Source organism: Terriglobales bacterium (assembly GCA_035487355.1).
Taxonomy (GTDB): Bacteria; Acidobacteriota; Terriglobia; order Terriglobales; family Acidobacteriaceae; genus QIAW01.
In genome coordinates this window covers 142,485-166,152 of record DATHMF010000085.1, presented here as the reverse complement: position 1 = coordinate 166,152, position 23,668 = coordinate 142,485, and the positions used below count along the sequence as shown (strand labels likewise).

The following is a 23,668-nucleotide window of genomic DNA, read 5'->3' as shown; positions in this document are numbered from 1 at the left end:
CTTTTCTCACCAAATTCGGAAGGCTAAGGCGACTGCGACTAAAATGCATGGCACAGAAACAAACTAATCCAAATGGGAGTCGGCGCTTGTTGCCGTCTTATCCGACTGAAACCGCCTTTCAAGTGGCGGCCGTTTGTTACCGGCAAATTGATTCTGACATTGAGTTTTTATTGGTGCGAACCAATCGTGGCCGCTGGACCTTTCCCAAGGGCTGCATTGATCCCCAACTGGGAGCGCGAAAATCCGCCGAGCGTGAAGCCTGGGAAGAGGCGGGTGCACTGGGCCAGGTCGCAGAAAAGATCTTCCACACTTATCTTGGCTCCAAGAAGCAATTCTGCCGCGTGCCGGAAGAGTTCCAGGTGCACGCTTATTTGATGGAAGTGAGCTCCCTGGAAAGGCCCCAGCAGCCGTTCCGTGAACCTACCTGGTGTTCACCCCAGGATGCCCGCACGATGCTCGCTGAAGGACGCGAAGCGAAATACGGCCAGGAATTCAATGCTGCGATTGACCGCGCACTCGATGCCATCCAGCGCAAGTTGCGCAACGTGGCCGCACGGGCGCGCCGGGCAAACGGAAACGGAACCAGCAGTTTAGGAGAATTCGCATGAACCGGCGCGGCGGTGCAGCTTTCGCGCGCGGTAGAAGCGGCAGATGAGAGCAACTTCTTTCGATACCGTCATTATTTCCGACCTTCATCTGGGCTCGCGGCTCAGCCGGGCAGCCGATGCAGTAGAAATGCTGCAAGAGCACACCTTCCGGCGGCTCATTCTTCTGGGAGATATCTTCTGCGATCTCAATTTTGCGCGTCTTAAAAAAGACCACTGGCGCTTTCTTTCTTATATCCGCAAACTTTCGAATCCCAAGCGAGAGATTGAAGTGGTTTGGGTGGAAGGCAATCACGACCATGGACTCTCGCATCTCATGTCACACCTGGTGGGCGTGCGCGTGTATCAGCAATATTTTTGGGAGTTCGAGGGAAAACGCCACCTGGCTGTACATGGACATCAATTCGACCGCTTTGTTGTCAACAATGCTCTGCTGAGCAGGCTGGGCGCATGGGCTTATCTGATGTTGCAAAGGCTGGATTCGCGCTCCGCTTCGTTCAGTCGCTTTCTCGACCGTATGAACAGCGCATGGTTGCGGCTCACACCCAAAGTCGCCTCAGGTGCGCTGGCCTATGCTAAACATCATCGGGTAGACTGCGTTTTTTGCGGGCATACCCATCAACCTTTACAGGCGGAGCAGGATGGCACCCGCTACTACAATGCCGGTTGCTGGATCAGCTCCGGCCCTACTTACATCACGATTGGCGAGGAGGGCGTACAAATCCATGAATACCAGTCAAGAATTGACAATCGTAATCCCAGCCAAGAACGAATCCGCATTGCTTCCCCGGCTGCTTGAATCTATAGCGCAGCAGGATTGCCCCGGCATCCGCGAGACCGTGGTTTATGTCGCCGATGCGCAATCCACCGATGGCACGCCCGATCTGGCTCTCGGATTTCGTGACCGGATTGATGTCCGCGTAATCCCCGGTGGCTTGCCTTCCGCCGGACGCAACGCCGGAGCCCGCCTGGCCACTACGCCTTACGTACTGTTTCTTGACGCTGATATGGAACTGGCCGATACCACGCTGGTTCGCCGCACCCTCGAGCTGGTGAAACGAAAAAAACTGCATTGCGTTACCACGAACATCTGGTGCCGCGACGGCCGCTTCATGGACAAGACTCTCTATTTCGGCAACAACGTTGTGCAGCAGTTCTCACGCCTGCTGAACCCGTTCAGCACGGGAATGTTCATGCTCTTCGACCGCAAACGTTTCGAAGAGTTGGGAGGTTTTCACGAGCAGGCCCTCTACGCCGAAGACTATCTATTGAGCAAAAAAGTAGCGTGCAGAAAATTCGGCATTGTTCGTGGAAAAGCGCTCACCACCAACCGCCGCTTCATGAAGATGGGGCACATCAAGATCATGGGCATGTTTTTCAGGACCGCGCTCAACACCTGGAATGACAAATATTTTCTACGCGACCATCACTACTGGCACTCCTGAGAAAAGCATAAAATTGGATTAAGCAGGTAAGCTGAACGAAGGTTTTGTGCAGCGTCTCCCAGAAACATGCAAAAGATTGCTTTACTTTACAATCCCGCATCCGGTACCAGCCGAAGCCGGCGCATAAGCCAGGTGGAGCAAGCCGCCGGCGTGCTTCGCAGCGAAGGTCACGACGTTCTTACCTTCCCCACCCAGAGCTCGGACTCGGTTTCGCAACAGATTCAGCGTCTGTTGAAAGATGAGTTCACCAATTTTATTGTTTGCGGCGGCGATGGCACGGTGCACGGAGTCTTGCAGGCTCTGGTTGAGGCCGGGGACGAGGTAACGCTGGGTATCATCCCCTTTGGTTCGGGCAATCTTCTGGCCAAGGACCTGGGAATCCCCCGCCATCCGCTGAAAGCCGCCCGCGCTTTGCTGACCGCACATCCTGAACCTACCACGGTGGCCTCGATGGAATTCCGCACAGCGACCGGTGAGATGGCTCACCGCTACTGGATTGTTGCAGCGGGAGTAGGTGCTGACGCGCATGTCATCTGCAAGATCAATCACGAGTTCAAGGCGCGTTACGGCATCTACGCCTATTACGCCGAGTCAGCGCGGCAGTTGCTTCTGGCCCGCTACAAGTTCCCGCCGTTTGTTGTCGAATTCCAGGAAACAGGCGTCAACGTGCCGCGCCGGGAGATTGTCACCCAGATTGTTGCCGAGCGCATTGATTACTTTGGGCGCTGTCTGGCGGCACAAAGAAATGGCAATGGCAACAGCAGTGGCCGCATTTCGGAAGACCTGCACGTAATCCTGTTCAAGACTCCCAACGCTCTTCGCTATTTGGCTTACGGATTTTGCCTGATAGGAAACCTGATGGGCGCACCGCCAGGAAAGGTCCGCGACGTGGAGCTGGTCCGGGTTCGTGAACTCACCTGCCGCGAGCTACGTGCAGACGAAAGCCTGCCCGAAGGCTGGAACGGCGCCCGCCAGGGCAGCGGAGAGATTCTTGCCGAGGCCGATGGCGAGTTTCTCGGTTCCCTGCCGGTTAAAATTCAAATCCAGCCTGAGACCCTGGCCTTGCTGCGCCCTACAAAGCCAGATCGCTAAAATCACCCTTTTTAAAACCCAACCTATTCCATCGCCAAATCGCGCCCATGCATCATAATGGTTGTGTGAAGACCCTGGACGAATACCTTGCAGACGCAGCCCAGGCCCACGGCCACCTGTGCGCCGGCCAGGTGTTGGGTGTGCGCCTCGCCATACTGGGAATCAGCAAACTGGGCATCGAAGATCCGCACGGCAAAGACCGCAAGCGACTGGTGACATTCGTAGAAATTGACCGCTGCGCGACTGACGCCGTCGCCGTGGTCACAGGATGCAGGCTGGGCAAGCGCGCACTCAAGTTCCGCGACTGGGGCAAAGTCGCGGCCACATTTGTGGATGTGACCACGGGAAAGGCCGTGCGCGTTGCCGCTAAAGAATCTTCCAAGGCGTTGGCGCGTACGATGCATCCGGAAATCCCGGAGAAGAACCAGCAACAGATGCTGGCTTATCGCGAGATGAAAGACGATGACCTGTTCGACACGCAGTGGGTGAAGGTCGAGCTTGGCCCCGAGGAGTTCCCGGGATATAAAGGCGAGCGCGTCGTCTGCGAGCAATGCGGCGAGGGCATTAACTTCCACCGCGAGATCCGGCGCGAAGGCAGAGTGCTATGCCGGAGTTGCGCTGGGGAAAGCTATTACACACCGATTACCCAATGATTCAATGACCCAATCCCCCCTGGTCCCATTGTGGTATCAAACTCTTAACTTCCGAGAGAACCCCGACTATCATTGTCGCTGGAAGTGTATCCAGCATTCCCAGGAATGCGGGGGCCAAGAGTTAGAACAAGGGTTAGAAAAGGCCCCCACAGGCTCTTTGAAAACTTGCCACCAATGCGGAGCAACCGGCTCCCCTGGTCACTCCTCCGCCTCACGCGTGTTTACCGATATATAACTGTCCGACCCCTAGACACAGGATATTGAGGCTACTTAGTCCTTTGCATAACCAATTGAAAAGAAAGATCTAGCGCTCAAGATCCCTACTGAACAAGGGAGGGGGGCGGCTCCACTGAATTTCGGGAAAAGCCAAATATAACCAAAGAGGAAACGGCAAACCTCCTATAGCTAACAGAGCCCGGCAACTGTCTCCGACCCAAGCAAGCATGGGGGGATACCCGCCCGTACAAAACACAACCGTTTTTGGTTTTTCTCTGCGCCTCTGTGTTTCTGTGTTAGAGAAAATGGCCTAACTCGCCAGGCTATGTTCCACCACATGTCCCAACCGCAGGATAGTGGGCTCGTCGAAGTGGCGGCCCAGAATCTGCACTCCGATGGGCAAGCCGCTCTTCGACTTTCCGCAAGGCACTGAGATTCCCGGAATTCCAACCAGGTCCGCCGTAACCGTGTAGATATCGGCCAGGTACATGGCCAGCGGATCGTCGGTTTTCTCTCCCAATTTGAAGGCAGGTGTGGGAGTGGTGGGGGTTACGATGGCGTCCACGCTCTGAAATGCATTTTCAAAGTCGCGTGTAAGTAGAGTGCGGACCTTCTGGGCTTTTAAGTAATAGGCATCGTAATATCCGGCACTCAGCGCGTAGGTGCCCAGCATGATGCGCCGCTTGACTTCTGCGCCAAAGCCCTCGTCGCGCGTGCTGCGGTACATCTGCGACAGACTCTTGGCAGTCTTGCTGCGGTAGGCATAGCGCACGCCATCGAAGCGGGCGAGATTGGAAGAAGCCTCTGCGGTGGCCACGAGGTAATACGTAGGAACCGCATAGGGTGTGTGCGGAAGCGAAATGGGTACGGCTTTGCATCCCGCTTCTTCCAGCTTGGCAATTGCGGTTTCCACCGCGGCGCGAACTTCGGGATCAAGCCCCTCGGCAAAATACTCCTTGGGAATTCCAATTTTCAAACCGCGCACCGGTTTTTCAATCTCGGCGACGTAATCGGGGACCGGCACTTCGGTAGAAGTTGAATCCAGCGGATCACGCCCTGCGATGGAGCGCAAAATGAGCGCTGAGTCTTTCACGGTTTTTGTGAGCGGGCCGATGTGGTCAAGCGAAGAAGCAAACGCGATCAAACCATAGCGCGAAACTCGTCCGTAGGTCGGCACGACCCCCACCACACCGCAAAAAGCTGCAGGCTGGCGGATGGAACCACCAGTATCGGACCCCAGCGCCGCCACAGCAGTACCGGCGGCCACACATGCGGCTGAGCCTCCCGACGATCCGCCGGGAACACGGCTCTTATCGCGCGGATTGCGCACCGGACCGTAAGCCGAATTTTCCGTGGAAGAGCCCATGGCAAACTCATCGCAATTGGTCTTGCCCAGAATTACGGCCCCGGCTTCTTCCAACCGCGCCACAGCCGTGCTGTCGTAGGGAGGAATATAGTTTCCTAAAATTTTCGACCCTGCGGTACTGCGTACACCGCGCGTCACCATGACGTCTTTAATCGCCACTGGAACTCCAGCCAGAGGAGGCAACGGGTCCCCTTTGCCGGCGAGCGTATCAATGCGGCCCGCCTGCGCCAGGGCGCGTTCTTTCGAGAGCGTCAGGTAGGCGTTGATCTCGCTATCTTCGGCTTCGATCTTTTTGTAAAAACTCTCTGCCAGTTGCGTAGCTGTAAGACTGCGCTCGGCGATGGCGGTGCGCGTGGAAGCGACGGTAAGAAGGTTCAAATCCATAATGAATGACGAATTCAGTGAGTTATAAAGTTGCCCTTGGCATCTGCCGTGGGTGCATCCAGTTCTTTGTTGAAGACTGCCCGTATTTGCTTGATGGTATCGTCGGGATCCATGCCTTCCTGTTGGTGCAACGCATCGGCAACGTGACGGACCACATCCGTCAGCAAAATCCCCCAGCCAATGGTTTCCTTGTCTCCCCAGGCGCCGATAGAGAGCGTGCAATGCAGGCCGCCGTCTGCAATCCAGGCCCTCAGCATCTCCTGGGAGCTGGCGTCGGACTTGGCTGCGGGCGGAACTACCAGTTCTTTTTCTCTCTTGCTCATACGGGGTTCCTCCTTTGGGAAACTAGCGCTCAATCACCTTCGGCACTTTGAAAAATTTTCCGTCAGAATCGGGCGCGTTGGCCAGCGCCGCCTCGCGCGGGAGCGAAGGCCTCTGCGTATCCGGGCGCATAGCGTAGAGAAAGCGTTCGCTGCCGGTTTTGCCGGCATCAATGCCAAAGCGGTCTGCAGTTTGCGCCATGGGAGGAACGCTCGCGGTATCAAGTTCGTTGAGCAGGTCAATGTATCCCAGGATTGAGTTGAGATCCTTGACCATGCGCTCCCGCTCGGCGGGGGTCAGCTCCAGATTGGCAAGATCGGCGACTGTGGTGACATCTTTTTCCGTAACTTTCATAATCAGTCCAGTTTATTTTCCAGTGGGAACGATGAAGCGCAAACGTTCCACTTTAAGGGAAACAAGTTGATTGATGCGCCCCAGAAATTGCGGGGCCATATCCATCAATTGCGCGCGCCAGTTGGCGTCTGCCACTTCGATGGTCAGGATGCCGTCTGCAAAGCTCAGCGGTCTCGTCTTGTTCGCAACCGCTGGACCGCAGGCAAACGGCCAGGCTAGCACCGGGGCCTCCTGCGGGGGCGTGTGCTGCAGTGCCTCGAGAATAATTTTTTCCAAACCTGTGCGCATCGGCTGCATAACGATCCTTAATCTTTAGATTCTACCGGAAAGCGTTCTTTCACCCACCTTTGGGGAATCTCTGCTACTGGGTCACCACTAGCAAGAACAGGAAGAACCGCTTAAAATGTCCAGTTCTTCTCTTCCCGTCGCAAACCGGCACGGCATCCATTGGATACGAGGTTCACGATGATGACGAACGCAAGCCCAACGCAAAATGTGACCAACCAACTGCCCGCGGCTAATGGGTTGGCAATGGTTCGTGTCACGATCGGCGCAATGTTTGTGTGGGTCTTTTTCGAAAATCTGGGAAAGGGTCTCTACACGCAAGCGGGATACTCAAGCCTCATCAACTATTACATCAAGGCGAGTCACTCACCGGCCGCGTGGAAGGCAGTCATGGGATTGGCAGCAAGTCACGCCGCGATGGCGGCTCCTATGCAGGCAATGACCGAGATCTCTCTCGGGATCCTGCTTGTCCTCGGTCTGCTGACGCGCCCGGCTGCCCTTGTAGCATTTCTGTTCCTGGGCAGTCTTTGGATCTCGGAGTGGGGCACGTCGTGGATTTGGGAGCTGCTGGTTCCGGTGCTCGCATCGCTTGGGCTCGCGGTGGGGCGGGCCGGTCGAGCGTGGGGCGTCGACGCCTTGCTAGCGCGACGCCGGCCGTCCTCCCCATGGTGGTGACTTGAGCCAGGATCAAGCGCGCGTGTCGGTGGTCATTCCTACGCACAACGAAGCGCAGTCCATCGGCCGCGTCTTAGCTGATCTCCCGGCCGATATTGTCACTGAGGTTCTGGTTGTAGACAGCAATTCAACTGACGGGACTCCCGAGATCGCCTCAAAGATGGGCGCCCGCGTCATCCACGAACCTCGTCGCGGATACGGTCGCGCCTGTTTGACCGGACTGGCTGCTGCAAACAGCCCCGACGTTGTAGTGTTCCTCGATGGCGATTACAGCGATCGACCAGGTGAGCTGCCACTTCTCTTGACTCCGATCATTGACGGCCGTGCCGATATCACACTCGGTTCTCGCCTCGGCGAGCAGCGCATTCCCGGGGCGTTGCCGTGGCATCAGGCGTTTGGAAATCGCCTCGCGGCCAGCCTGATCAGGCTTCTGTACGGCGTGAGGATCAGTGACCTCGGGCCGTTCCGCGCCGGTCGAGCAGATGTCCTTCGCCGGCTTGAGCTCCAGGAGAACACCTACGGCTGGGCGGTTGAAATGATTCTAAAAGGAACGCTTGCGGGATTCCGCATCGTTGAGGTGCCGGTCAGTTATTATCCGCGCATTGGGAAGTCGAAGATCAGCGGTACGCTGAAGGGCACTGTGGGGGCGGCGTGGTTCATCCTCAGCCTGATCGTGCGCTATTATTTCCGGCATCGAAGGGCCGGAGTGCCACGGCCAGCGTGAGTCTTGCCAAAGCGACCTCCTATGGAATCCTCCAGCAAAGTTACAGCACATTCGTCCAAAAGGGACCGCAGGCTGGTTGTCATGGCAAAAGCACCCAGGCCGGGCATGGTCAAGACCCGTTTAGCTCAGAGCCTTCCAGTTGAAGCGGTCACCGAGCTCTATTGCTGCCTTTTGGATGACACAATGGCACTAGCGCGCTCGTTGGGTACTGTGGAGGTTGCCATTATGTGCCCTGCTTCGGATGTCGAAGAGCTCACGCGGTTGGCGCGAGGTGTGGTGGATGTCGTAGCGCAGAAAGGGCAAGGCCTTGCGGCTGGCCTGACCTCGGTGTTTGCACACTTCGCAGCGTCTGGCCGGCAAGGCGTCGTTGCCTTCAACAGCGACAGCCCGCATCTGCCGGCTTCAGTTCTTGAAAGCGCGTTCGAGACGCTCACCGGGCACGACCTGGTTGTTGGACCGACACATGATGGCGGCTACTATCTCGTAGGGGCCAAGGCCGCCCATCCAGCGCTTTTCCATGGCGACGGCATGGGCACTACGAGCGCGCTTGAGGCCTTGCTGGCGCGCGCTCGCGGACTACAGCTTTCCGTCGGTTTCACGGATCCCTTCTACGACATCGACGTGGAGGGCGACTTAACTCGGCTGGCCGCGGAATTGCGGCTCGCTCCGGCCAGGGCGCCACGAACCGCGGTCTGGCTGAAACAGTGGGAACAGGCGGTGGCACAGTTGCGGCCGGGCACGGGAGACCTGTGAAGCTCACGCCATCCCACAGGCTCTATGGGCTCGGCGGCATCTTGCTTGTGTCGCTGACAATCTGCTCACGCAATTTCAGCAGCATGGGCGGACCCTCCTTCATGATTCCGCTGGCCGTTGCCGGCATCGCGTACCTGCTCGCTATGCGCGAGTTCTTCTCCACACCAAGATTTCCGCGGCGCGTCATCGTTATCGGGCTGGTGCTGGCTGCGCTGTGGCATATTCCATTTCTCCTGATGCAGCCGGGTTTAGATGATGACATTCACCGATATGTCTGGGATGGCCGCGTGCAGCGGCTCGGCTATAACCCTTATATTCTCGTTCCCAGCGATCCTGCGCTCGCCACGTTGCATACACCCGAGACCCGCACGCTGAACAACCCGGATGTACCGAGCCCATATCCACCGGGCGCTCAGCTTTTCTTCCGCGCCGTAACGGCGATTCATGAGTCTATCTTTGCGTTGAAAGTAGCATTTGTGGTCTGCGATTTCGCAATTGTTCTCGTCTTGCTCGATGTCTTGCGTAGTAGTGGGCAATCAGCGCATTGGGTTCTGGCTTATGCCTGGCATCCACTCGTGGCGACGGAAGTGGCCGGCAGTGGTCATATCGATATTGTCGGCGCGCTGCTGCTGTTGGTATCTGTCGCCGCGCTGGGACGGCGCTGGCGTGCGCTTGCAGCCCTGGCATTTGGGCTGGCGGTTGCAGTGAAATTGCTCCCGATTGTATTGCTGCCACTCTACTGGAAGCGTGTTCGTATGCGCGACGGCGCGCTGGCGGCAGTCGTGGTCGGACTTCTATACGTACCATTTCTCAACCACGGGCGGATTCCGATCGGCTCGCTCGGCACTTACGTGCACAGTTTCCGCTTTAATGATCCGGTATTTGCAATGCTCGAGCGAGTGGCGGCTCCGCAGCTTGTAGTTGCGCTGGCAGTGCTCGTCGGCTTTCTTACCGCAATCTGGCTGAGAAGCAAGGCCCCGGAATCGTCTTCAGACGCATTTGCATGGCCCATGGCAGCATCGCTTCTATGCGCGCCGGTCGTATATCCATGGTACCTTCTCTGGTTGTTGCCGTTTGTGCGGTCGGCTTCGACTGTGCCGATCATCATCTGGACAGTTAGCATCATCCCAACTTACTACGTTTGGCATTTGCGCACGATTGGTCGGCCGTGGCTGGTTCCGGGCTGGATTATGCTGCTGGAATACGGATCCGTGGCAGCGGCCGCTGCAATTATCGCCTTTCGCCGGTTCACACGACCGGCGGTAACGCGATGCTCAACGGAGTAGGCGCCCTTTGCGAATGCGGTCTGCAAACTTCTGTGACATAACCAGTGTGGCCGCATGAGCATGCGCGAACAAAATCACCCGGAGTGTGCTGTATAATATCGGCCAACCTAGCCAGAGGTGTGAGTGGCTGGCATGGTTAAAGGGTACTGTGCCGACGTGCCCTCGTGCATATCCCGAAGCTTTTAACTGTCATCCAACACAACATCTGTTTCAATTTCACCGAGGAGCGAACTCTATGAGAAATGCCCGCCGTTTAACCATTATGGGTCTTCTGCTTTGCGGAGTGCTGGTCCTTGCTGCAACTTCCTGGGCGCAGAAGCGCCCGCCAATTCTCGAACAGGTCGCCAAAACGTATGGCCTCGATTCGTTCGGGCAAGTCGATGCGATCCGCTACACCTTCAACTTACAATTCCCCGGAGTGAATCTCTCCCGTACGTGGGTTTGGGAACCCAAGACCGGCAAGGTCTCCTATGAGGGAAAAGATAAAGATGGCAAGCCGGTGAAGGTTACGTACCTGCGCTCTCAGCTCAGCAGCCAGCCTGACAACGTGAAGAACCAAATCGATCCGGGTTTCAACAACGATAATTATTGGCTTCTGTTCCCCTTCCATGCCTATTGGGACACCAGCGCCACCGTGACGGATGGAGGTATGCATAAACTTCCGATGGGGAAGGGATCTGCCGAGCAGGTCGTGGTGAAATATCCTTCCGAGGCCGGCGGCTACACGCCCGGCGACACTTGGGAGCTCTACGTCGGCAAAGACAACCGAGTCCAGGAATTCATCTACCACCGCGGGGGATCCCAGAAACCGAGTGTCGTCGTCGCTACATGGGCGGGCTACAAGAAGGCCGGTCCTCTGCTCATCTCAACGGACCATCATGGAACGGCCGACGGCAAGCCGCTGCACCTCTTTCTTTCGGACGTGGCCGTCAAGCTGGCGGGATCAGACGCCTGGATGGACGCGAAGTAAGACGAGGCGCAAAATAAACAGAGGGCTGGCTCATTTCGGGAATTGATGTCGTTCTTCATGAATCAGCCTCCCTGGCAATCACTACGGTGGTGCAGGAGCTGCTTAGCTTGGGCAGATCGCGGGTGGCGGCCATGCGAATCTTCAGGCTCGGACGCTCGCCGCGAATGATCGGACAATAGCAGTCTGGCTGCAGCAGCGCGCCTTGCAAACGTCGTCGTCCGGCACAGCCACCATGGCATGCGTCCCGGAACTCACAAGGCTGGCACGCATCGGGAAGCGTGCGGGCTTGGTCGAAGGGCGCGGAGTCTAGAATGTCGAGCCCCATCGAGATCAAATCCGACAACGGCTCCCCCGATCCTGGCCAATAAACGCAGGGCTGTGTCGTGGCGCGCGGCGTAACCCTCACGGTGCTTACGCCACATCCTCCCTGGAGCGGGGGGAGGCCCGCCATCGCGCGAACCAGCGGCTCGCCAATGGCGATCACGTCCGTTTCCGCAAAGAGACGCCGGAACCCCTCCCAATACTCTCCGTAGGACAACGCATAGATGTCGGACCGCACCGCCTGGTACACGTTCACACGCAGAGGAGCGTCAAACTGTTTGGCTACTCGCGCGACCTCCGCCAGACGCAGGTGGTTCGCCTTCATCATGACCGCGATGATGGTTACGGGCACGCCGAGCCTCACGCAACGTTCTGCTTGCCGGTGGATCAGCTCCCAATTGCCGTTTCCGCGCTGTGCATCCTGTTCCGCCTGCGTCGGGTAATCGAGAGAAAACTCAATATCGTGAAAGGCGCGCAACTCGTTGTCTTCCAACACAGCAACACTATGGCCGTTGGAGGTGATCGTAAGCTTGATGGGTTTATTGCGCAGGTACGCCAGAATCGCTTTAAAGTCCGGATGCATGCCGTTCTCACCGGTTCCCAGATTCACCGAACGGACCGGCAGCCGTTCCATCACCGACTTCACCTGATCGAGAGAGAGGCGATCAGTGCGGGTTGGATCCCGGTAGCAGAAGGCGCAGGAGAGGTTACATTCGTTGGTGAGCCCGAGGCCAAGGGAAATCGTGGCATCAGTCGCCCTCGCGCCGGATGGGATGGATGAAGGTTTGCCGGCGAGGTTATTCATGGACCATTCTCCATCAAGGCAAACGTGCGAAGCATTGTGTGTAGCGCGCGACTGCGGCATACTCTGGCCGGCTGCTCAGTTTGCGCTCCAGCTCAAGAATCCGCGCATACTCGGCGCTGCGAGAAATCCGCGACGGCAAGTAGTCCGCAAGGACGCGTACACCCCGCTCGGCAATCACTGCCAGCGACGCCGCTTTCAGCATGGCTTGCAGGCTATCAGACGTAAATAGTCGTACGCGGCCTCCGTACAAAGACTCTTCGCCCCACTCGGCGGTGAGGTTATTTTCCGCAACCGCCAAATCGCCTGCCTGGATGGCAGCTTTGAATACCTCGCCGGCCCGGTTCCGCACCAGGACTGACAGTATCGCTGATGAATCCCGCAAGGCGCGAGCCGCGGCGCACAACACAGCAACCGGGTCGTCGAGATATTCCAGTACGTTGTGGCACAGAATTACATCGAACGATGCAGTGTGGAAGAAGTTCGTCAAGCGCGTAGCGTCCCCATGTTGCAGTACGGCTTTGTCCGTAACTCCTGCTTCCTGTGCTGTGCGTTTCGCGATATCCAGCATCGCCGGAGACGAATCCAGCAGCGTAACCTGCATGCCAAGACGCGCCAGGCGAACCCCCGTAGCTCCTGTGCCGCACCCGACATCCAGCGCACACAACGAATCTTTGGCCCGCAGGGGGGCCTGCAGGAGAAGAAAATCTTGCAGGTTGGCAAAGGACAAGTCAGATCGCAACCGGCCCTCGGGCGTCTCAAGGTAGGCGGCATACTTGTGCGCATCGCTCTGGAAGCGTCCACTGTCGGCATTGGCAGTCATCTTCATCCGACCCTCAAGCGTAGCCGCTCGCCAATCCAGTCGTTGGTAAGAACCAGTGCGTAAATCAAAAAAACAAGTGTACTGAGACTAAGGGGTTGTCGGCAATCCGGAATGTATGGTCCCGCTATCAGGAGATTAGTAACGCGAAGTCGGCTTATGGGAAGTGATCGCGATTGCTCCCCGCTGATAGCGGTGGTCGAAAACAACCCCTTGCCGCTGCAGATCTCCTTTCCGAAACTGACCCAGTACCGAAATCTCTATACCGCGGAGACGCGGAGGAAACTGATTGCGCGGAATCACTGCGTGTACAGAGATCCAGCGGACTATTGCAGTTGAATGACTAACAGACTTCCGCTCTCAAAATTTTTCTTGTTTTTGACTTGACGTGACTGCAAAGTCACGTTACTATTTACTCACGTAATAATTATTCTCTTGGAAGGAGAAACAAAAAATGAAATTAGAGGACCTCACACTTGACGTGGTGCAGCACATCGAAATCAAAGCTGCTCCAGAGAAAGTATTCCCCATGATGCTGGAGCACTTTGGGAAGCGCAACACCAGGCCCGATGGTGTGCCGATGCAGTTGCTGCTGGAAGCCAAGCCCGGCGGGCGCTGGTACCGTGACCGCGGCAACGGAGTCGGACATTTTTGGGGGGTCGTGCAGGTGATCAAGCCTCCGAGCCTGCTGGAGCTGAGCGGCCCGATGTTCATGTCGTATCCCGCCAACAATCACGTCGAGGTAAAGATCGAGGAGATTTCGGGAGGCAGCAAGGTCACGCTGCGTCACCGCGCACTGGGCATGATTGATCCGGAGCACCGCAAGGGCGTGAGCACAGGCTGGAACCACATCCTTAGCAGTCTGAAGAAGGACTGCGAGTAGCAACGTGCCTGCGATCTCTTCTGTCGTGAACGACAAGCTGGACCCGGTGTGGAAGGCGCTCTCAGACCCGACGCGGCGGGCGATCCTCGATCTTCTGCGGCAGAAATCGTGTACGACGACCGAGATTGTAGAAGCCTTCCTTCATCTGTCGCGCTTCGGCGTGATGAAACATCTGGATGTCCTGCGCGAAGCCCAGTTAGTACACACCCAGGAGTCGGGAAGGCAGCGAGTGAACTCGCTGAATGTTACTCCGCTTCGGCAGATCTATGAGCGCTGGGTCACTCCGTTCGAAGACCTCTGGTCGAGCCAGTTGCTGCGGATCAAAGAAAAGGTCGAGGAGGAAGAAGCATCGGGCAAGCGGGCGGGCTCGCGCAGGCAGAAATGAGATGAGCGAGTGAAAAATCCAGGAAGCTCCGATTTAAGCCGTGCATGGTTCCAGGCTCCATCGGAGATCCTTCGCCTGCGGCTCAGGATGACACTTTTAAAGTTACTTAGTGATTTCGTGAACTAAAACAAAAACACAAATAGGAGAATGAACATGGCAACATTAGTCATCGGCACAGAAACACAAAACCATAAAGTTGTTTCCCAGGAAGAATGGATTGCAACCCGTAAAGAGCTGCTCCGCAAAGAGAAGGAACTCACGCGGCAACACGATGAGATCAGCCGGCAGCGGCGCGAGTTGCCCTGGGTCAAGATCGACAAGAATTACGTCTTCGACGGCCCCAGGGGCAAAACAACGCTTACTGACCTGTTCGAAGGACGCAGCCAACTGATCATCTATCACTTCATGTTCGGTCCAGAGTGGCAGGAGGGATGCAAGAGCTGCTCGTTCGAGGCCGATCACTTCAACAGCTTCATCATACATCTCAATGCGCGCGATGTTTCCATGGTGGCGGTGTCGAGAGCGCCTCTGGAAAAATTGCAGCCCTTTCAGAAGCGCATGGGCTGGAGCTTCCAATGGGTGTCATCGTTTGGGAACGATTTCAATCGTGACTTCCACGTTTCGTTCAGCAAAGACGAGATGACGAAGGGCACGGTCTACTACAACTATGGCATGAACAAATTCCCCAGCGATGAAGCGCCAGGCGTGAGCGTGTTCTACAAGGACCCGTCCGGCAATCTTTTCCACACGTATTCCACGTACGGACGCGGAGTCGATATCCTGCTGGGCGCTTATAACTATCTCGATATGACGCCCAAAGGACGCGATGAAGAAGGCCTAGCCTATGGAATGGAGTGGGTCCGCCATCATGACAAATACGAGCACGTCAAGCAGTCGGCCGGCTCTTGCTGCTCAGGAGAGAGCCGCTCATGAGCGCCCGCAGTTGTTGCAATCTGAGACCGGCGGCGACGGAGAGCAGTTCGCATCCGTCGTCGCTCGGGCGGCGCAGCTTTGATTTCTTCGGCTGGATGGGGCCGGGAGTATTGCTGATTCTGTTGCCCAAATGTCCTATGTGCCTGGCAGCCTATATTGCGCTTGTAACCGGCATCGGAATTTCTGCGCCAACCGCAGGGCACTTGCGGATGTTGCTGCTCGTTCTATGTTTTGTGTCGCTCGCATATTTTGTGACCCGATGGGTGCGCGCCTTCTGGATGCGTGTTGCGTAGCGAATGTTTCATTTCTGAGCGCTCCAGCGTAGAGCTGCGGGGCAAGATGCCCGCGCGACAGCCGGCGAGACGCCGGCGCTACGACGAACCGCTAACTTTTTCCTGGTTTACTGGAAAGTGTTCTTTCACCCATTCCAGCGCGTGCGGCTTGTCCTGAACATGCCCTTCCAGTTGTGCATCTTCACACGCGGAGAGAATTTCTTTGAAACGTGGCCCGGGCTGATAACCACTGGCGATGAGGTCATCTCCGGTGATGAGAGGCTTAGGGCGAATCTGCTCCTCGGGCAGAGCACGCAATTTTTCATTTACGAAGTCATAGAGCGCGAGGTCGCGGTGGCTGGCGCCGCAATCTATGCGGTGCAGCTCAAGGTGTTCCCCAAAATTGGGCATGCGCAGGAAGCGTTTGAGCGTCGATTCCCGCATGCGCGTAACTTCGGGGAAGCGCATGTGATTGCTCACCAGCTCCATGATTTTCTCGGTTTCCTCATTCGAGAAGCGCATCCGCCGGCAAATTTCTTCCGCCATCCTGGTGCCGACCTCGGCGTGATTGTCGAAGCGGATGCGATCAGGAGCCACGCGAAACGTTGGGGGCTTGCCCACATCATGCAGCAACGCGCCCCAGGCCAGCGTGGGCGAGCAGTTGGGGGCCAGCGACTCCAGCAGCATCAGGGTGTGCACCCACACGTCTCCTTCGGGATGGAATTGTGGAGGCTGCTCGACGCCCTTCATCTTTGCGATCTCAGGCAGCACTTCGGGCAGCAACCCCGACTCATCCAGCAATTCAAAGGCGCGCCGCGCGTGGCCTTCGGTGAGCATCTTCGTCAGTTCATCACGCACCCGCTCACGGCTGACGTCGTGGATGGATCCTGCCAGCCTTTTGACAGCGTGCATCGTCCTGGCTTCAATGCCGTAGCCGAAGCGCGCTGCAAATCGTACCGCACGTAACATGCGCAGCTTGTCTTCGGTAAAGCGCCGCTCCGCATCCCCGATGGTGCGAATGATGCCGGCTTTCAAGTCGTCTTGCCCGCCTACGAAATCGAGGACTTTGTTGTTCTCCAGCGGATCGAGCAGCAATCCATTGATGGTGAAGTCGCGCCGCTGCACGTCTTCCTGCGGCGTCTTGGTGTAACGCACTTCATCGGGATGGCGGCCATCGCTGTAGATTCCGTCATTGCGAAAAGTAGCAACTTCTGTGCAGTTGTCAGCTTCTCGCTCCTGGTTTTCGCTTGCGACGAGCACAACGCCAAACTGTGCCCCCACAGCGTAGGTCTTGGGGAAAACAGACATGACCTGATCAGGAGTCGCGTCGGTGGCAACGTCGTAATCGGCGGGCTCGCGTTCTAGCAGCAGATCGCGCACGCATCCGCCCACGAGATACGCCTGGAAGCCGCGTTCGCGCAGGGTGCGTATAATTTCAACCGCCGATCTTTGCTGAGTGGACATGTCGTGGATTTACGATTTATGAAGTACGATTTACGATTTTGTTTATCCGAAACAATGGCTATAAATCCCCTGCCCATATGACGGCAGGCTTATTTCATAATATATAGCTATGGCCGATGTCTTCATCCTCGGTATTGAGAGCTCGTGCGACGAGACCGCGGCCGCCGTGGTGCGCTCGGGTGAGCACATGGAATCGAACGTCGTGCTCTCGCAATTCGCCACGCATCAGCCCTATGGTGGCGTGGTTCCTGAGTTGGCATCGCGCGAGCATTTGCGTGGCATAGTTCCCGTGGTCCGGCGCGCGTTGGAAGAAGCCGGGCAGAGCTATAAGAGTATTGATGCCATCGCGGTCACTCAAGGTCCAGGTCTGGCGGGTGCATTGCTGGTGGGCGTGACTTATGCCAAGGCGCTGGCTTTTTCTCTGGAGAAGCCGCTCATTGCCGTGAACCACCTTGAAGGACACATCCATGCCGTATTGCTGGAAGAGCGGCAGCGCGGCAATCGCAATTTTCCTTTTCCTGTGCTGGCACTGGTGGTCTCAGGCGGACACACGCACTTGTACCTGGCCAACCAGAAAGCGCACACTGCAAATTCATTTAACTGGACATATAAAAACGTAGGACGCACCCGCGATGACGCCGCCGGCGAAGCTTACGATAAAGTCGCCAAGTTGCTGGGCTTAGGATACCCCGGCGGGCCCATCATTGACCGGCTGGCCAAACATGGCAACCCCAAAGCCGTGAAGTTTATGCCTGCGCAGATCAAAGGCAAGGACCGCAACGCCCCGGAGCACGATGGCGAGGCATTCATTGATTTTTCTTTCAGCGGAATCAAGACAGCCGTGCTTCGCTACGTTGAATTGAATGACATGAAGAAAAGCTGCAAGGACCGCCAGCAGAAGCTCGCGCACAATCCTAAGCCTAGTCTCGAAGATGTTCTTGCTCTCTGCGACAAAAAGACCCTGGACCTGGTTGCCTCATTTCAGCGGGCCGTCGTGGATGACTTGGTAGGAAAGACGCTCAAGGCTGCCGAGCAGTTTAATGCTGCAACCCTCTTCATCACCGGAGGGGTTGCTGCTAACAGTGAGCTGCGCGCCCGTTTTGAACAGCAGGCTGGGCAAAAAGGCCTGCGGGTTTATTTCCCCTCCCGGCCTCTTTCGACCGATAACGCCGCTATGATCGCTGCCGCGGCGTATCCTAAATTTTTGGCTGGAGAATTTGCCGACCCTGAATTTTCTGCCGAGGCCAGTCTGCGGCTAGGGCAAAACTGTTCTAATGAACTCTGACTTTCTCAGCCTCAACCGGCGCGACATCTGTACCCAGCACTTGGATCATGGCATTGCGAAGCTGCACCTCGATGTCAATATCCTTAAACATAACGTAATTGGCCAGGTGTTCTGCGGTAGAAGGATTGGTGCTGCTCTTTCCGGCAAGAATCACGGTTGGGATACACGCTGTTTCGGGTTTGTTCTTAAGCACGGTGAGAAACTCCACGCCGTTCATTCTCGGCATGGAAAGGTCTGTAAAAATAATTTCCGGCTCGAAATCCTTCAACTTGGCGAGCGCCTCTTCTCCGTTGCAGGCAGACTCTACGTGGAATCCACGCTCTTCCAGATAGCGGCAAACTGTGTGCCGGATAAGCATGGAGTCATCTACCACTAAAGCATTGTGGCTTTTCATGAAATACCTCTCACTGCTTCCCCGGGACGATTGAGAAGATTATAACGTCGCTTGAGGAGAAACGATGATTACCGAAGTAACCGTTACGAAAGTAACATTTCAGACAAAGTAAGCCCCGGGTGCCGCTGCGCACCATGCAGGAGAGGCTCCAGGCTTTATTCTGTTTCGCTGTTGTTCTTTTCTTCGATTTTTTCTTCGATAGCCATATCCTGAAATTCGCTGGATTCGAACACCTCGCGGCACTCCAGGCATTCGACGTATTCCGCGTCTTCATCGCGCGAAACCACCTGCACTTTAGGATGTAAGCATGGGGTTGCGCGCTTCTGTGGAGCCGGAGCCGAGGCTGGTTTGCTATCGGCTGCCTTCTTGGAGGGAATGGAAGAACCTGATGTTCTTGGAACCGTGCTCATAAATTCTTAACTCATTGCCGGTTTGAAGAACCCAGATTCATGGGGCAAGTCCCGCGATACCGGCAAGTGATGGAATTTCGCTCATTTTTACCTCTGCCGAACCCAGTGTCAAGGGGCTAACAAAGAAAATTATTGGCAACAGTATAGAGACGATTTCTGGCGGGAAAAGTTGTCAGATGGGCCGGAAGCTCGAGGACTTATTGTGAAAGGATGGTCGTCCCGTTTTTTGAAGCGGAATGTCTGTGTGCGTGCAGAGCGGTGCTCTCCGCGGCTGCATCATCGTATTGTGACTCGGGCATGGGAAAGATGCCGGCGCGGCGCGCTTCTTCAATGCGAATCATGCTGATTTGCGATTCGGGGGTACGATCCATGCCGCGCTCGGCCGCGGTCACGGCGGTTTCAAAATCGGCGCGGCCCGTAAGCGCTGTATCAAAATAGAGGTAGCGCTCGGAATTTCGGGCGGTGCGCACTCCCAGATAGGCATGTCCCGGAACCAAGACCACGGCAGGCTCCATTCCGAGATTCTCAAACAAGGATGCGTACAACACCACCCCATCAATGCAATTCGCGGAGCGGGAACGCAGAGACTCGTTCGGCATGCGAATCCGCTCGCTCATGCTCTTGTTCCCTCCGAACGTAAGAGAGCTTTTAACGTAAGAAACGCCCAACGCCTGCACGGCCCGATAGATGGCGCGTGCCTGAATCAGAGTTGATCTTTCCTGACTGGCGGTATCTTTCCATTCTTCGTAACCCGGCAAGCGGCGCAGAGGGGCAAACTCCTTGGCACGGCCCAATACCATCTCTACTTGCGAATCATGCGGGGTGATCCACGAGGCGATGTAAGGAGCAAATTTGAAACCTTCACCCCAGTAGAGATCATTCACCGCCCGCAAGTGTGCCGGCACAGTTTCGGAGAACACTGTGCGTCCTGCGGCATCGCTCACAGTGACTGCGACGGTTGCGGCGGTCAGCTCCCGGTTCTGAAAGAGACGCGGCAGAAACGTGGGAGCAAAGAGCAGTGTGCGCGATTGCCCTGCACCCATCTCGGCGATTTGAATTTCCTGATCGCTCCATCCTGGGACTTGTACAGCCACGCGATTCTGTAAGGGCGCATCCGTGGAGTTGGTAATGGTAACGCTCACCGTTCCCCAGGAGCGCTCCTCGTGTTTTTGCAATGAAGCTTGATTGGCGAAGACAGGATAGATTTCACTGCTCAACCCGACTTGGATCTTGTACGTCGGCTCGATTCTTGCCTGCACGCGAGAGGCAATCGCATCTGTTTTTTCAGGAGGACGAATTTGTTCTGTTTCACTCGAACGACCGGCAGTTATGCCTGCGGCTTTTACAGGCTGGACCGGAAAGCTCGCACCCAGCAGCACAAGGCTTAACACAGCTATTCTGAATAGGGTTCGACCCGTGACCCGAATGTAGGGGCTGTGCACTAGCATCAGACTATCCAAGTAATCCTAAAAAGCAATCCAGCATACGCCTTAATCTGGCCGTGGCAAACAGAAAACATGAGCGTCTAGTAATCAATATGTTACTATGCAGTCCGTTAACCTTACATCTTGCCCTGATTTCCAGCGGAATCGCCTGGCGAATTACATCGAGTCCACATAAACTGTTGAGCGGAAGATATTTACCTTTGGCTGTAAAAATTGTGCGGTTGGCTGCTTCTAGTTGCTTTTTCCCGACCCAAGCATCTAAAATGATATACGACTGATTTGGTCGGGTATCAAGGCAAAGGCCTTGGCGGATGCTGAAGCTCACAAAAAAAGCTGATTACGGTTTGATCGCCATGCGGCACCTGGCAGGCCACGGAGGCCATTGCAGTGCGAAGGACATGGCCGATGCTTACGGCATCCCGCAGGAAGCGCTGGCAAAGATTCTACAGCGCTTGGTGAAAGCCGGGCTGCTGAGTTCGCATCACGGCACCAATGGCGGTTATGTTCTGGCGCGTGATGCGCGACAGATTTCCGCATTAGACGTCATTAAGGCCATTGACGGACCGCTGTTCATGACGTCGTGCTATGGCAGCCTTCGCGATTGCGGTCAGAGTTCGCGGTGCACCGTCCGCGAGCCGTTGCGCAAGGTGAGCGAGAGTATTGAACGAGTGCTGACCCGCATGAAAATTGCCGATATGGCCCTCGATTCCGACGAGGAATGCGAAGAGCACAGTGAAAAAACGGGCGCTGCCGAACTGGTTCGGCTGACCTGAAAAGATCTTGGATTGGGAGAAATTGTATGAACACGGAAAATGGAAACTCTAAACTTCCCGCGGGCGTGAAGCTTCCGATTTATATGGATAATCACGCCACAACGCCGGTGGATCCTCGCGTGCTCGAGGAGATGATGCCCTACTTTACCGGCAGGTTTGGCAACGCAGCTTCGCGCAACCATGAATTTGGCTGGCTGGCCGAAGAAGCCGTTGAAACAGCCCGTGAACGCATTGCCAAGCTGGTAGGCGCGACTGCGAAGGAGATCATTTTCACCTCCGGCGCCACCGAGAGCGACAACCTCGCCATCAAGGGCGTCGCCGAGATGTACAAGGAAAAAGGCAACCACATCATCACCGCTGCCACCGAGCACAAAGCCGTGCTCGATACCTGTAAACGCCTGGAGAAATACGGTTACCGTGTGACCTACCTCCCCGTCGGCAGAGATGGATTGATTGATCTGGAAGATCTCAAGCGCGCCATTGACGACAAGACCATCCTGGTCACCATCATGTATGCCAACAATGAAATCGGTGTTCTGCAACCGGTTGCTGAGATCGGCAAAATCTGCCGCGAGAAAGGCGTCCTGTTCCATAGCGACGCAACTCAGGCCATCGGCAAGGTGCCGGTGGATGTCAACAAACAAAACATTGACCTGATGTCCATCTCGGCGCACAAGATGTATGGCCCCAAAGGTGTGGGCGCATTATATGTCCGGCGCAAGAATCCGCGCGTACAGATTTCCGCCATCATTGACGGCGGCGGCCACGAGCGTGGCATGCGCTCCGGCACACTGAACGTTCCCGGCATCGTGGGTCTGGGCAAGGCGTGTGATATCGCATTGGCTGATATGCCCCAGGAAGCTTCCCACCTTGCTGCATTGCGCGACCGTCTGAAAGACAGAATCATGAGCCAGCTCGACGAAGTTTATGTGAACGGCACACTGGAGCATCGCCTGCCGGGCAATCTGAACATAAGCTTTCTGTACGTGGAAGGGGAATCGCTGCTGATGGGAATTAACGACATCGCAGTTTCGAGCGGTTCGGCCTGCACCTCCGCGACATTAGAACCATCTTATGTATTGAAGGCCCTGGGCCTCGGCGATGATTTGGCGCACAGCTCGATTCGCTTCGGGTTAGGACGCTTCAATACCGAAGCTGAAGTTGATTACGTGGCTGACCGCATCGTAACTACGGTCAAGAAGCTGCGTGAGCTCTCGCCTCTCTACGAGATGGTGAAAGAAGGCATTGATCTTTCGAAAGTACAGTGGCAGGCGGAAGCGCATTAATTTTTGAGATGCAGTAAGCTGCATCTTTAACGAAAAGAATTTAGTAACAGGAGAAGAAAATGTCATATAGCGATAAGGTACTGGATCACTACTCGAACCCGCGCAACGTCGGGTCCATGGACAAGAGCAGCGCTGAAGTCGGCACTGGTCTGGTGGGCGCACCGGAGTGCGGCGACGTCATGAAGCTTCAGATCAAGGTGAACCCGGAGACCAACATCATCGAAGACGCCAAGTTCAAGACCTTCGGTTGCGGCTCTGCCATCGCCTCGTCTTCGCTCGCCACCGAGTGGGTGAAGGGCAAGACGGTGGATGAGGCCTTGCAGATCAAGAATACGGATATCGTCCGCGAGCTCTCGCTGCCTCCGGTCAAGATTCACTGCTCGGTATTGGCAGAAGACGCCATCCGCGCGGCCATCGGCGACTGGAAGAAGAAGAATGGCGTCGCCACCGGCACGTCGGCTCACGCCACAGCTGAAGCCAAAGCCTAAGACGAGCGGCGCTGGAACGCGGAAGAAATGTCCTGTAGAGACGTAGCTTGCTACGTCTCTGATGGCAAAGCGACGAAGCGTCGTGTCCGGTAGATATTTAGATATTCGATAAACACCCATGTCGGAAAAAGAAAATACGACGACCGTTCTTCCTATTGCCAACGCCGCCCCTCCACAGAAGACTATCGAGGTGACGGCGAAGGCTTTGGAAAAAGTCCGCAGCGCTATGGCCAAGGAAAACATCTCGCCCGAGAGCGGCGGATTGCGCTTGGGCGTGCAGGGCGGAGGATGTTCGGGGCTTACCTATAACATCCGCTTCGACACCAAGCCCCGCGAACGCGACCGCGTGTACGATTACGATGGAGTGCGTGTCTTCGTTGATCCCAAGTCGTTTATCTACCTGCACGGCATGATACTGGACTACGAAGAAACGCTGCTGAAACAAGGCTTTGTTTTCCGCAATCCGAATGCAAGTAAATCCTGCGGTTGCGGTTCATCGTTTTCATAATTTTTTTAGGTTACCCTGAATTGCACCACGGCGTCCTGGCGCCACTCGCAGACAGGACCGTGGTGAAATT

29 protein-coding genes are annotated in these 23,668 nt (G+C 56.0%); 19 read left to right on the top strand and 10 right to left on the bottom strand.

Annotation, left to right across the window (positions count from 1 at the left end; all coding sequences use genetic code 11):
• Positions 1–86: 86 nt before the first annotated feature.
• The 5 genes from VK738_15340 (at position 87) to VK738_15320 (ending at position 3,795) form a co-directional block, all read left to right on the top strand.
• Entirely contained in the window at positions 87–608 is a 522-nt protein-coding gene (locus tag VK738_15340) for an NUDIX domain-containing protein (GenBank protein ID HTD24031.1), read from the top strand.
• A 43-nt stretch (positions 609–651) separates the two neighbouring features.
• Positions 652–1,404, top strand: coding sequence for a UDP-2,3-diacylglucosamine diphosphatase (locus VK738_15335; GenBank protein HTD24030.1), 753 nt, complete (start codon positions 652–654; stop codon positions 1,402–1,404).
• Positions 1,331–2,050, top strand: coding sequence for a glycosyltransferase (locus tag VK738_15330; GenBank protein HTD24029.1), 720 nt, complete (start codon positions 1,331–1,333; stop codon positions 2,048–2,050). Before VK738_15335 ends, VK738_15330 begins: the two co-directional genes overlap by 74 nt.
• Positions 2,051–2,116: 66 nt before the next feature.
• Positions 2,117–3,142 (top strand): diacylglycerol kinase family protein, encoded by a 1,026-nt coding sequence (locus VK738_15325; GenBank protein ID HTD24028.1) that lies wholly within the window; start codon positions 2,117–2,119, stop codon positions 3,140–3,142.
• Positions 3,143–3,207: 65 nt separating this feature from the next.
• Positions 3,208–3,795, top strand: a complete 588-nt coding sequence (locus VK738_15320) for an FmdE family protein (GenBank protein HTD24027.1) — start codon at positions 3,208–3,210, stop codon at positions 3,793–3,795.
• Positions 3,796–4,321: 526 nt separating this feature from the next.
• On the opposite strand, the gene gatA is transcribed toward VK738_15320, so the two are convergent.
• From gatA to VK738_15300, 4 genes are read right to left on the bottom strand one after another with little or no spacing between them, the layout of a single operon-like run.
• Entirely contained in the window at positions 4,322–5,761 is a 1,440-nt protein-coding gene (gene gatA, locus VK738_15315; protein HTD24026.1) for an Asp-tRNA(Asn)/Glu-tRNA(Gln) amidotransferase subunit GatA, read from the bottom strand.
• A gap of 14 nt (positions 5,762–5,775) precedes the next feature.
• Positions 5,776–6,084 carry a DUF5076 domain-containing protein gene (locus VK738_15310; protein ID HTD24025.1) on the bottom strand — a complete coding sequence of 103 codons (309 nt, stop codon included), beginning with the start codon at positions 6,082–6,084 and terminating at the stop codon, positions 5,776–5,778.
• A 22-nt stretch (positions 6,085–6,106) separates the two neighbouring features.
• Positions 6,107–6,436, bottom strand: a complete 330-nt coding sequence (gene gatC, locus VK738_15305; GenBank protein ID HTD24024.1) for an Asp-tRNA(Asn)/Glu-tRNA(Gln) amidotransferase subunit GatC — start codon at positions 6,434–6,436, stop codon at positions 6,107–6,109.
• 12 nt (positions 6,437–6,448) lie between these two features.
• Positions 6,449–6,733 carry a DUF721 domain-containing protein gene (locus tag VK738_15300; GenBank protein ID HTD24023.1) on the bottom strand — a complete coding sequence of 95 codons (285 nt, stop codon included), beginning with the start codon at positions 6,731–6,733 and terminating at the stop codon, positions 6,449–6,451.
• Positions 6,734–6,901: 168 nt separating this feature from the next.
• On the opposite strand from VK738_15300, the gene VK738_15295 reads away from it, so the two are divergent.
• The 5 genes from VK738_15295 to VK738_15275 all read left to right on the top strand — a co-directional run bounded on the left by VK738_15295 (position 6,902) and on the right by VK738_15275 (position 11,129).
• Positions 6,902–7,396, top strand: coding sequence for a DoxX family membrane protein (locus VK738_15295; protein HTD24022.1), 495 nt, complete (start codon positions 6,902–6,904; stop codon positions 7,394–7,396).
• A gap of 1 nt (position 7,397) precedes the next feature.
• Complete coding sequence (locus VK738_15290; GenBank protein HTD24021.1) at positions 7,398–8,120, top strand: glycosyltransferase family 2 protein; 723 nt, start codon at positions 7,398–7,400, stop codon at positions 8,118–8,120.
• Between the two features lie 21 nt (positions 8,121–8,141).
• Positions 8,142–8,873, top strand: coding sequence for a TIGR04282 family arsenosugar biosynthesis glycosyltransferase (locus VK738_15285; GenBank protein ID HTD24020.1), 732 nt, complete (start codon positions 8,142–8,144; stop codon positions 8,871–8,873).
• Entirely contained in the window at positions 8,870–10,159 is a 1,290-nt protein-coding gene (locus tag VK738_15280) for a glycosyltransferase 87 family protein (GenBank protein ID HTD24019.1), read from the top strand. Before VK738_15285 ends, VK738_15280 begins: the two co-directional genes overlap by 4 nt.
• 235 nt (positions 10,160–10,394) lie before the next feature.
• Entirely contained in the window at positions 10,395–11,129 is a 735-nt protein-coding gene (locus VK738_15275; protein HTD24018.1) for a hypothetical protein, read from the top strand.
• Between the two features lie 55 nt (positions 11,130–11,184).
• On the opposite strand, the gene VK738_15270 is transcribed toward VK738_15275, so the two are convergent.
• The gene (locus tag VK738_15270) at positions 11,185–12,315 is read right to left on the bottom strand and encodes a radical SAM protein (GenBank protein ID HTD24017.1); all 1,131 of its coding nucleotides are present in this window, start codon (positions 12,313–12,315) and stop codon (positions 11,185–11,187) included.
• Positions 12,269–13,081, bottom strand: coding sequence for a methyltransferase domain-containing protein (locus VK738_15265; GenBank protein ID HTD24016.1), 813 nt, complete (start codon positions 13,079–13,081; stop codon positions 12,269–12,271). Before VK738_15265 ends, VK738_15270 begins: the two co-directional genes overlap by 47 nt.
• A gap of 445 nt (positions 13,082–13,526) precedes the next feature.
• Here VK738_15265 and VK738_15260 point away from each other — a divergent pair, with 445 nt between their 5' ends.
• From VK738_15260 to VK738_15245, 4 genes are all read left to right on the top strand, one after another.
• Entirely contained in the window at positions 13,527–13,955 is a 429-nt protein-coding gene (locus tag VK738_15260) for an SRPBCC domain-containing protein (GenBank protein ID HTD24015.1), read from the top strand.
• A gap of 4 nt (positions 13,956–13,959) precedes the next feature.
• The gene (locus VK738_15255) at positions 13,960–14,340 is read left to right on the top strand and encodes a metalloregulator ArsR/SmtB family transcription factor (GenBank protein HTD24014.1); all 381 of its coding nucleotides are present in this window, start codon (positions 13,960–13,962) and stop codon (positions 14,338–14,340) included.
• Positions 14,341–14,493: 153 nt separating this feature from the next.
• Positions 14,494–15,273 (top strand): thioredoxin family protein, encoded by a 780-nt coding sequence (locus tag VK738_15250; protein HTD24013.1) that lies wholly within the window; start codon positions 14,494–14,496, stop codon positions 15,271–15,273.
• Positions 15,270–15,566, top strand: a complete 297-nt coding sequence (locus VK738_15245; protein ID HTD24012.1) for a hypothetical protein — start codon at positions 15,270–15,272, stop codon at positions 15,564–15,566. The genes VK738_15250 and VK738_15245 overlap by 4 nt, the downstream gene beginning before the upstream one ends.
• Positions 15,567–15,644: 78 nt before the next feature.
• On the opposite strand, the gene VK738_15240 is transcribed toward VK738_15245, so the two are convergent.
• Positions 15,645–17,009, bottom strand: a complete 1,365-nt coding sequence (locus VK738_15240) for a CCA tRNA nucleotidyltransferase (GenBank protein ID HTD24011.1) — start codon at positions 17,007–17,009, stop codon at positions 15,645–15,647.
• A gap of 109 nt (positions 17,010–17,118) precedes the next feature.
• Between VK738_15240 and tsaD the strand changes: the two genes are divergently transcribed.
• On the top strand, positions 17,119–18,294 hold the full coding sequence (gene tsaD / locus VK738_15235) for a tRNA (adenosine(37)-N6)-threonylcarbamoyltransferase complex transferase subunit TsaD (protein HTD24010.1): 1,176 nt from the start codon (positions 17,119–17,121) through the stop codon (positions 18,292–18,294).
• Here the strand turns inward: tsaD and VK738_15230 are convergent.
• The 3 genes from VK738_15230 to VK738_15220 form a co-directional block, all read right to left on the bottom strand.
• On the bottom strand, positions 18,281–18,688 hold the full coding sequence (locus tag VK738_15230; protein ID HTD24009.1) for a response regulator: 408 nt from the start codon (positions 18,686–18,688) through the stop codon (positions 18,281–18,283). The two genes, tsaD and VK738_15230, sit on opposite strands and share 14 nt — an antisense overlap.
• A gap of 155 nt (positions 18,689–18,843) precedes the next feature.
• Complete coding sequence (locus tag VK738_15225) at positions 18,844–19,098, bottom strand: hypothetical protein (GenBank protein ID HTD24008.1); 255 nt, start codon at positions 19,096–19,098, stop codon at positions 18,844–18,846.
• 197 nt (positions 19,099–19,295) lie between these two features.
• Positions 19,296–20,489: a hypothetical protein gene (locus VK738_15220; GenBank protein HTD24007.1), complete on the bottom strand. Its 1,194-nt coding sequence runs from the start codon at positions 20,487–20,489 to the stop codon at positions 19,296–19,298.
• 365 nt (positions 20,490–20,854) lie between these two features.
• Here VK738_15220 and VK738_15215 point away from each other — a divergent pair, with 365 nt between their 5' ends.
• The 4 genes from VK738_15215 to VK738_15200 all read left to right on the top strand — a co-directional run bounded on the left by VK738_15215 (position 20,855) and on the right by VK738_15200 (position 23,598).
• On the top strand, positions 20,855–21,316 hold the full coding sequence (locus tag VK738_15215) for an Rrf2 family transcriptional regulator (protein ID HTD24006.1): 462 nt from the start codon (positions 20,855–20,857) through the stop codon (positions 21,314–21,316).
• Positions 21,317–21,342: 26 nt separating this feature from the next.
• On the top strand, positions 21,343–22,602 hold the full coding sequence (locus tag VK738_15210) for an IscS subfamily cysteine desulfurase (GenBank protein HTD24005.1): 1,260 nt from the start codon (positions 21,343–21,345) through the stop codon (positions 22,600–22,602).
• Positions 22,603–22,661: 59 nt separating this feature from the next.
• The gene (iscU, locus tag VK738_15205; protein ID HTD24004.1) at positions 22,662–23,090 is read left to right on the top strand and encodes a Fe-S cluster assembly scaffold IscU; all 429 of its coding nucleotides are present in this window, start codon (positions 22,662–22,664) and stop codon (positions 23,088–23,090) included.
• Positions 23,091–23,208: 118 nt separating this feature from the next.
• A complete protein-coding gene (locus VK738_15200) occupies positions 23,209–23,598 on the top strand; it encodes an iron-sulfur cluster assembly accessory protein (GenBank protein ID HTD24003.1) in 390 nt (129 codons plus the stop codon).
• Positions 23,599–23,668: the final 70 nt, after the last annotated feature.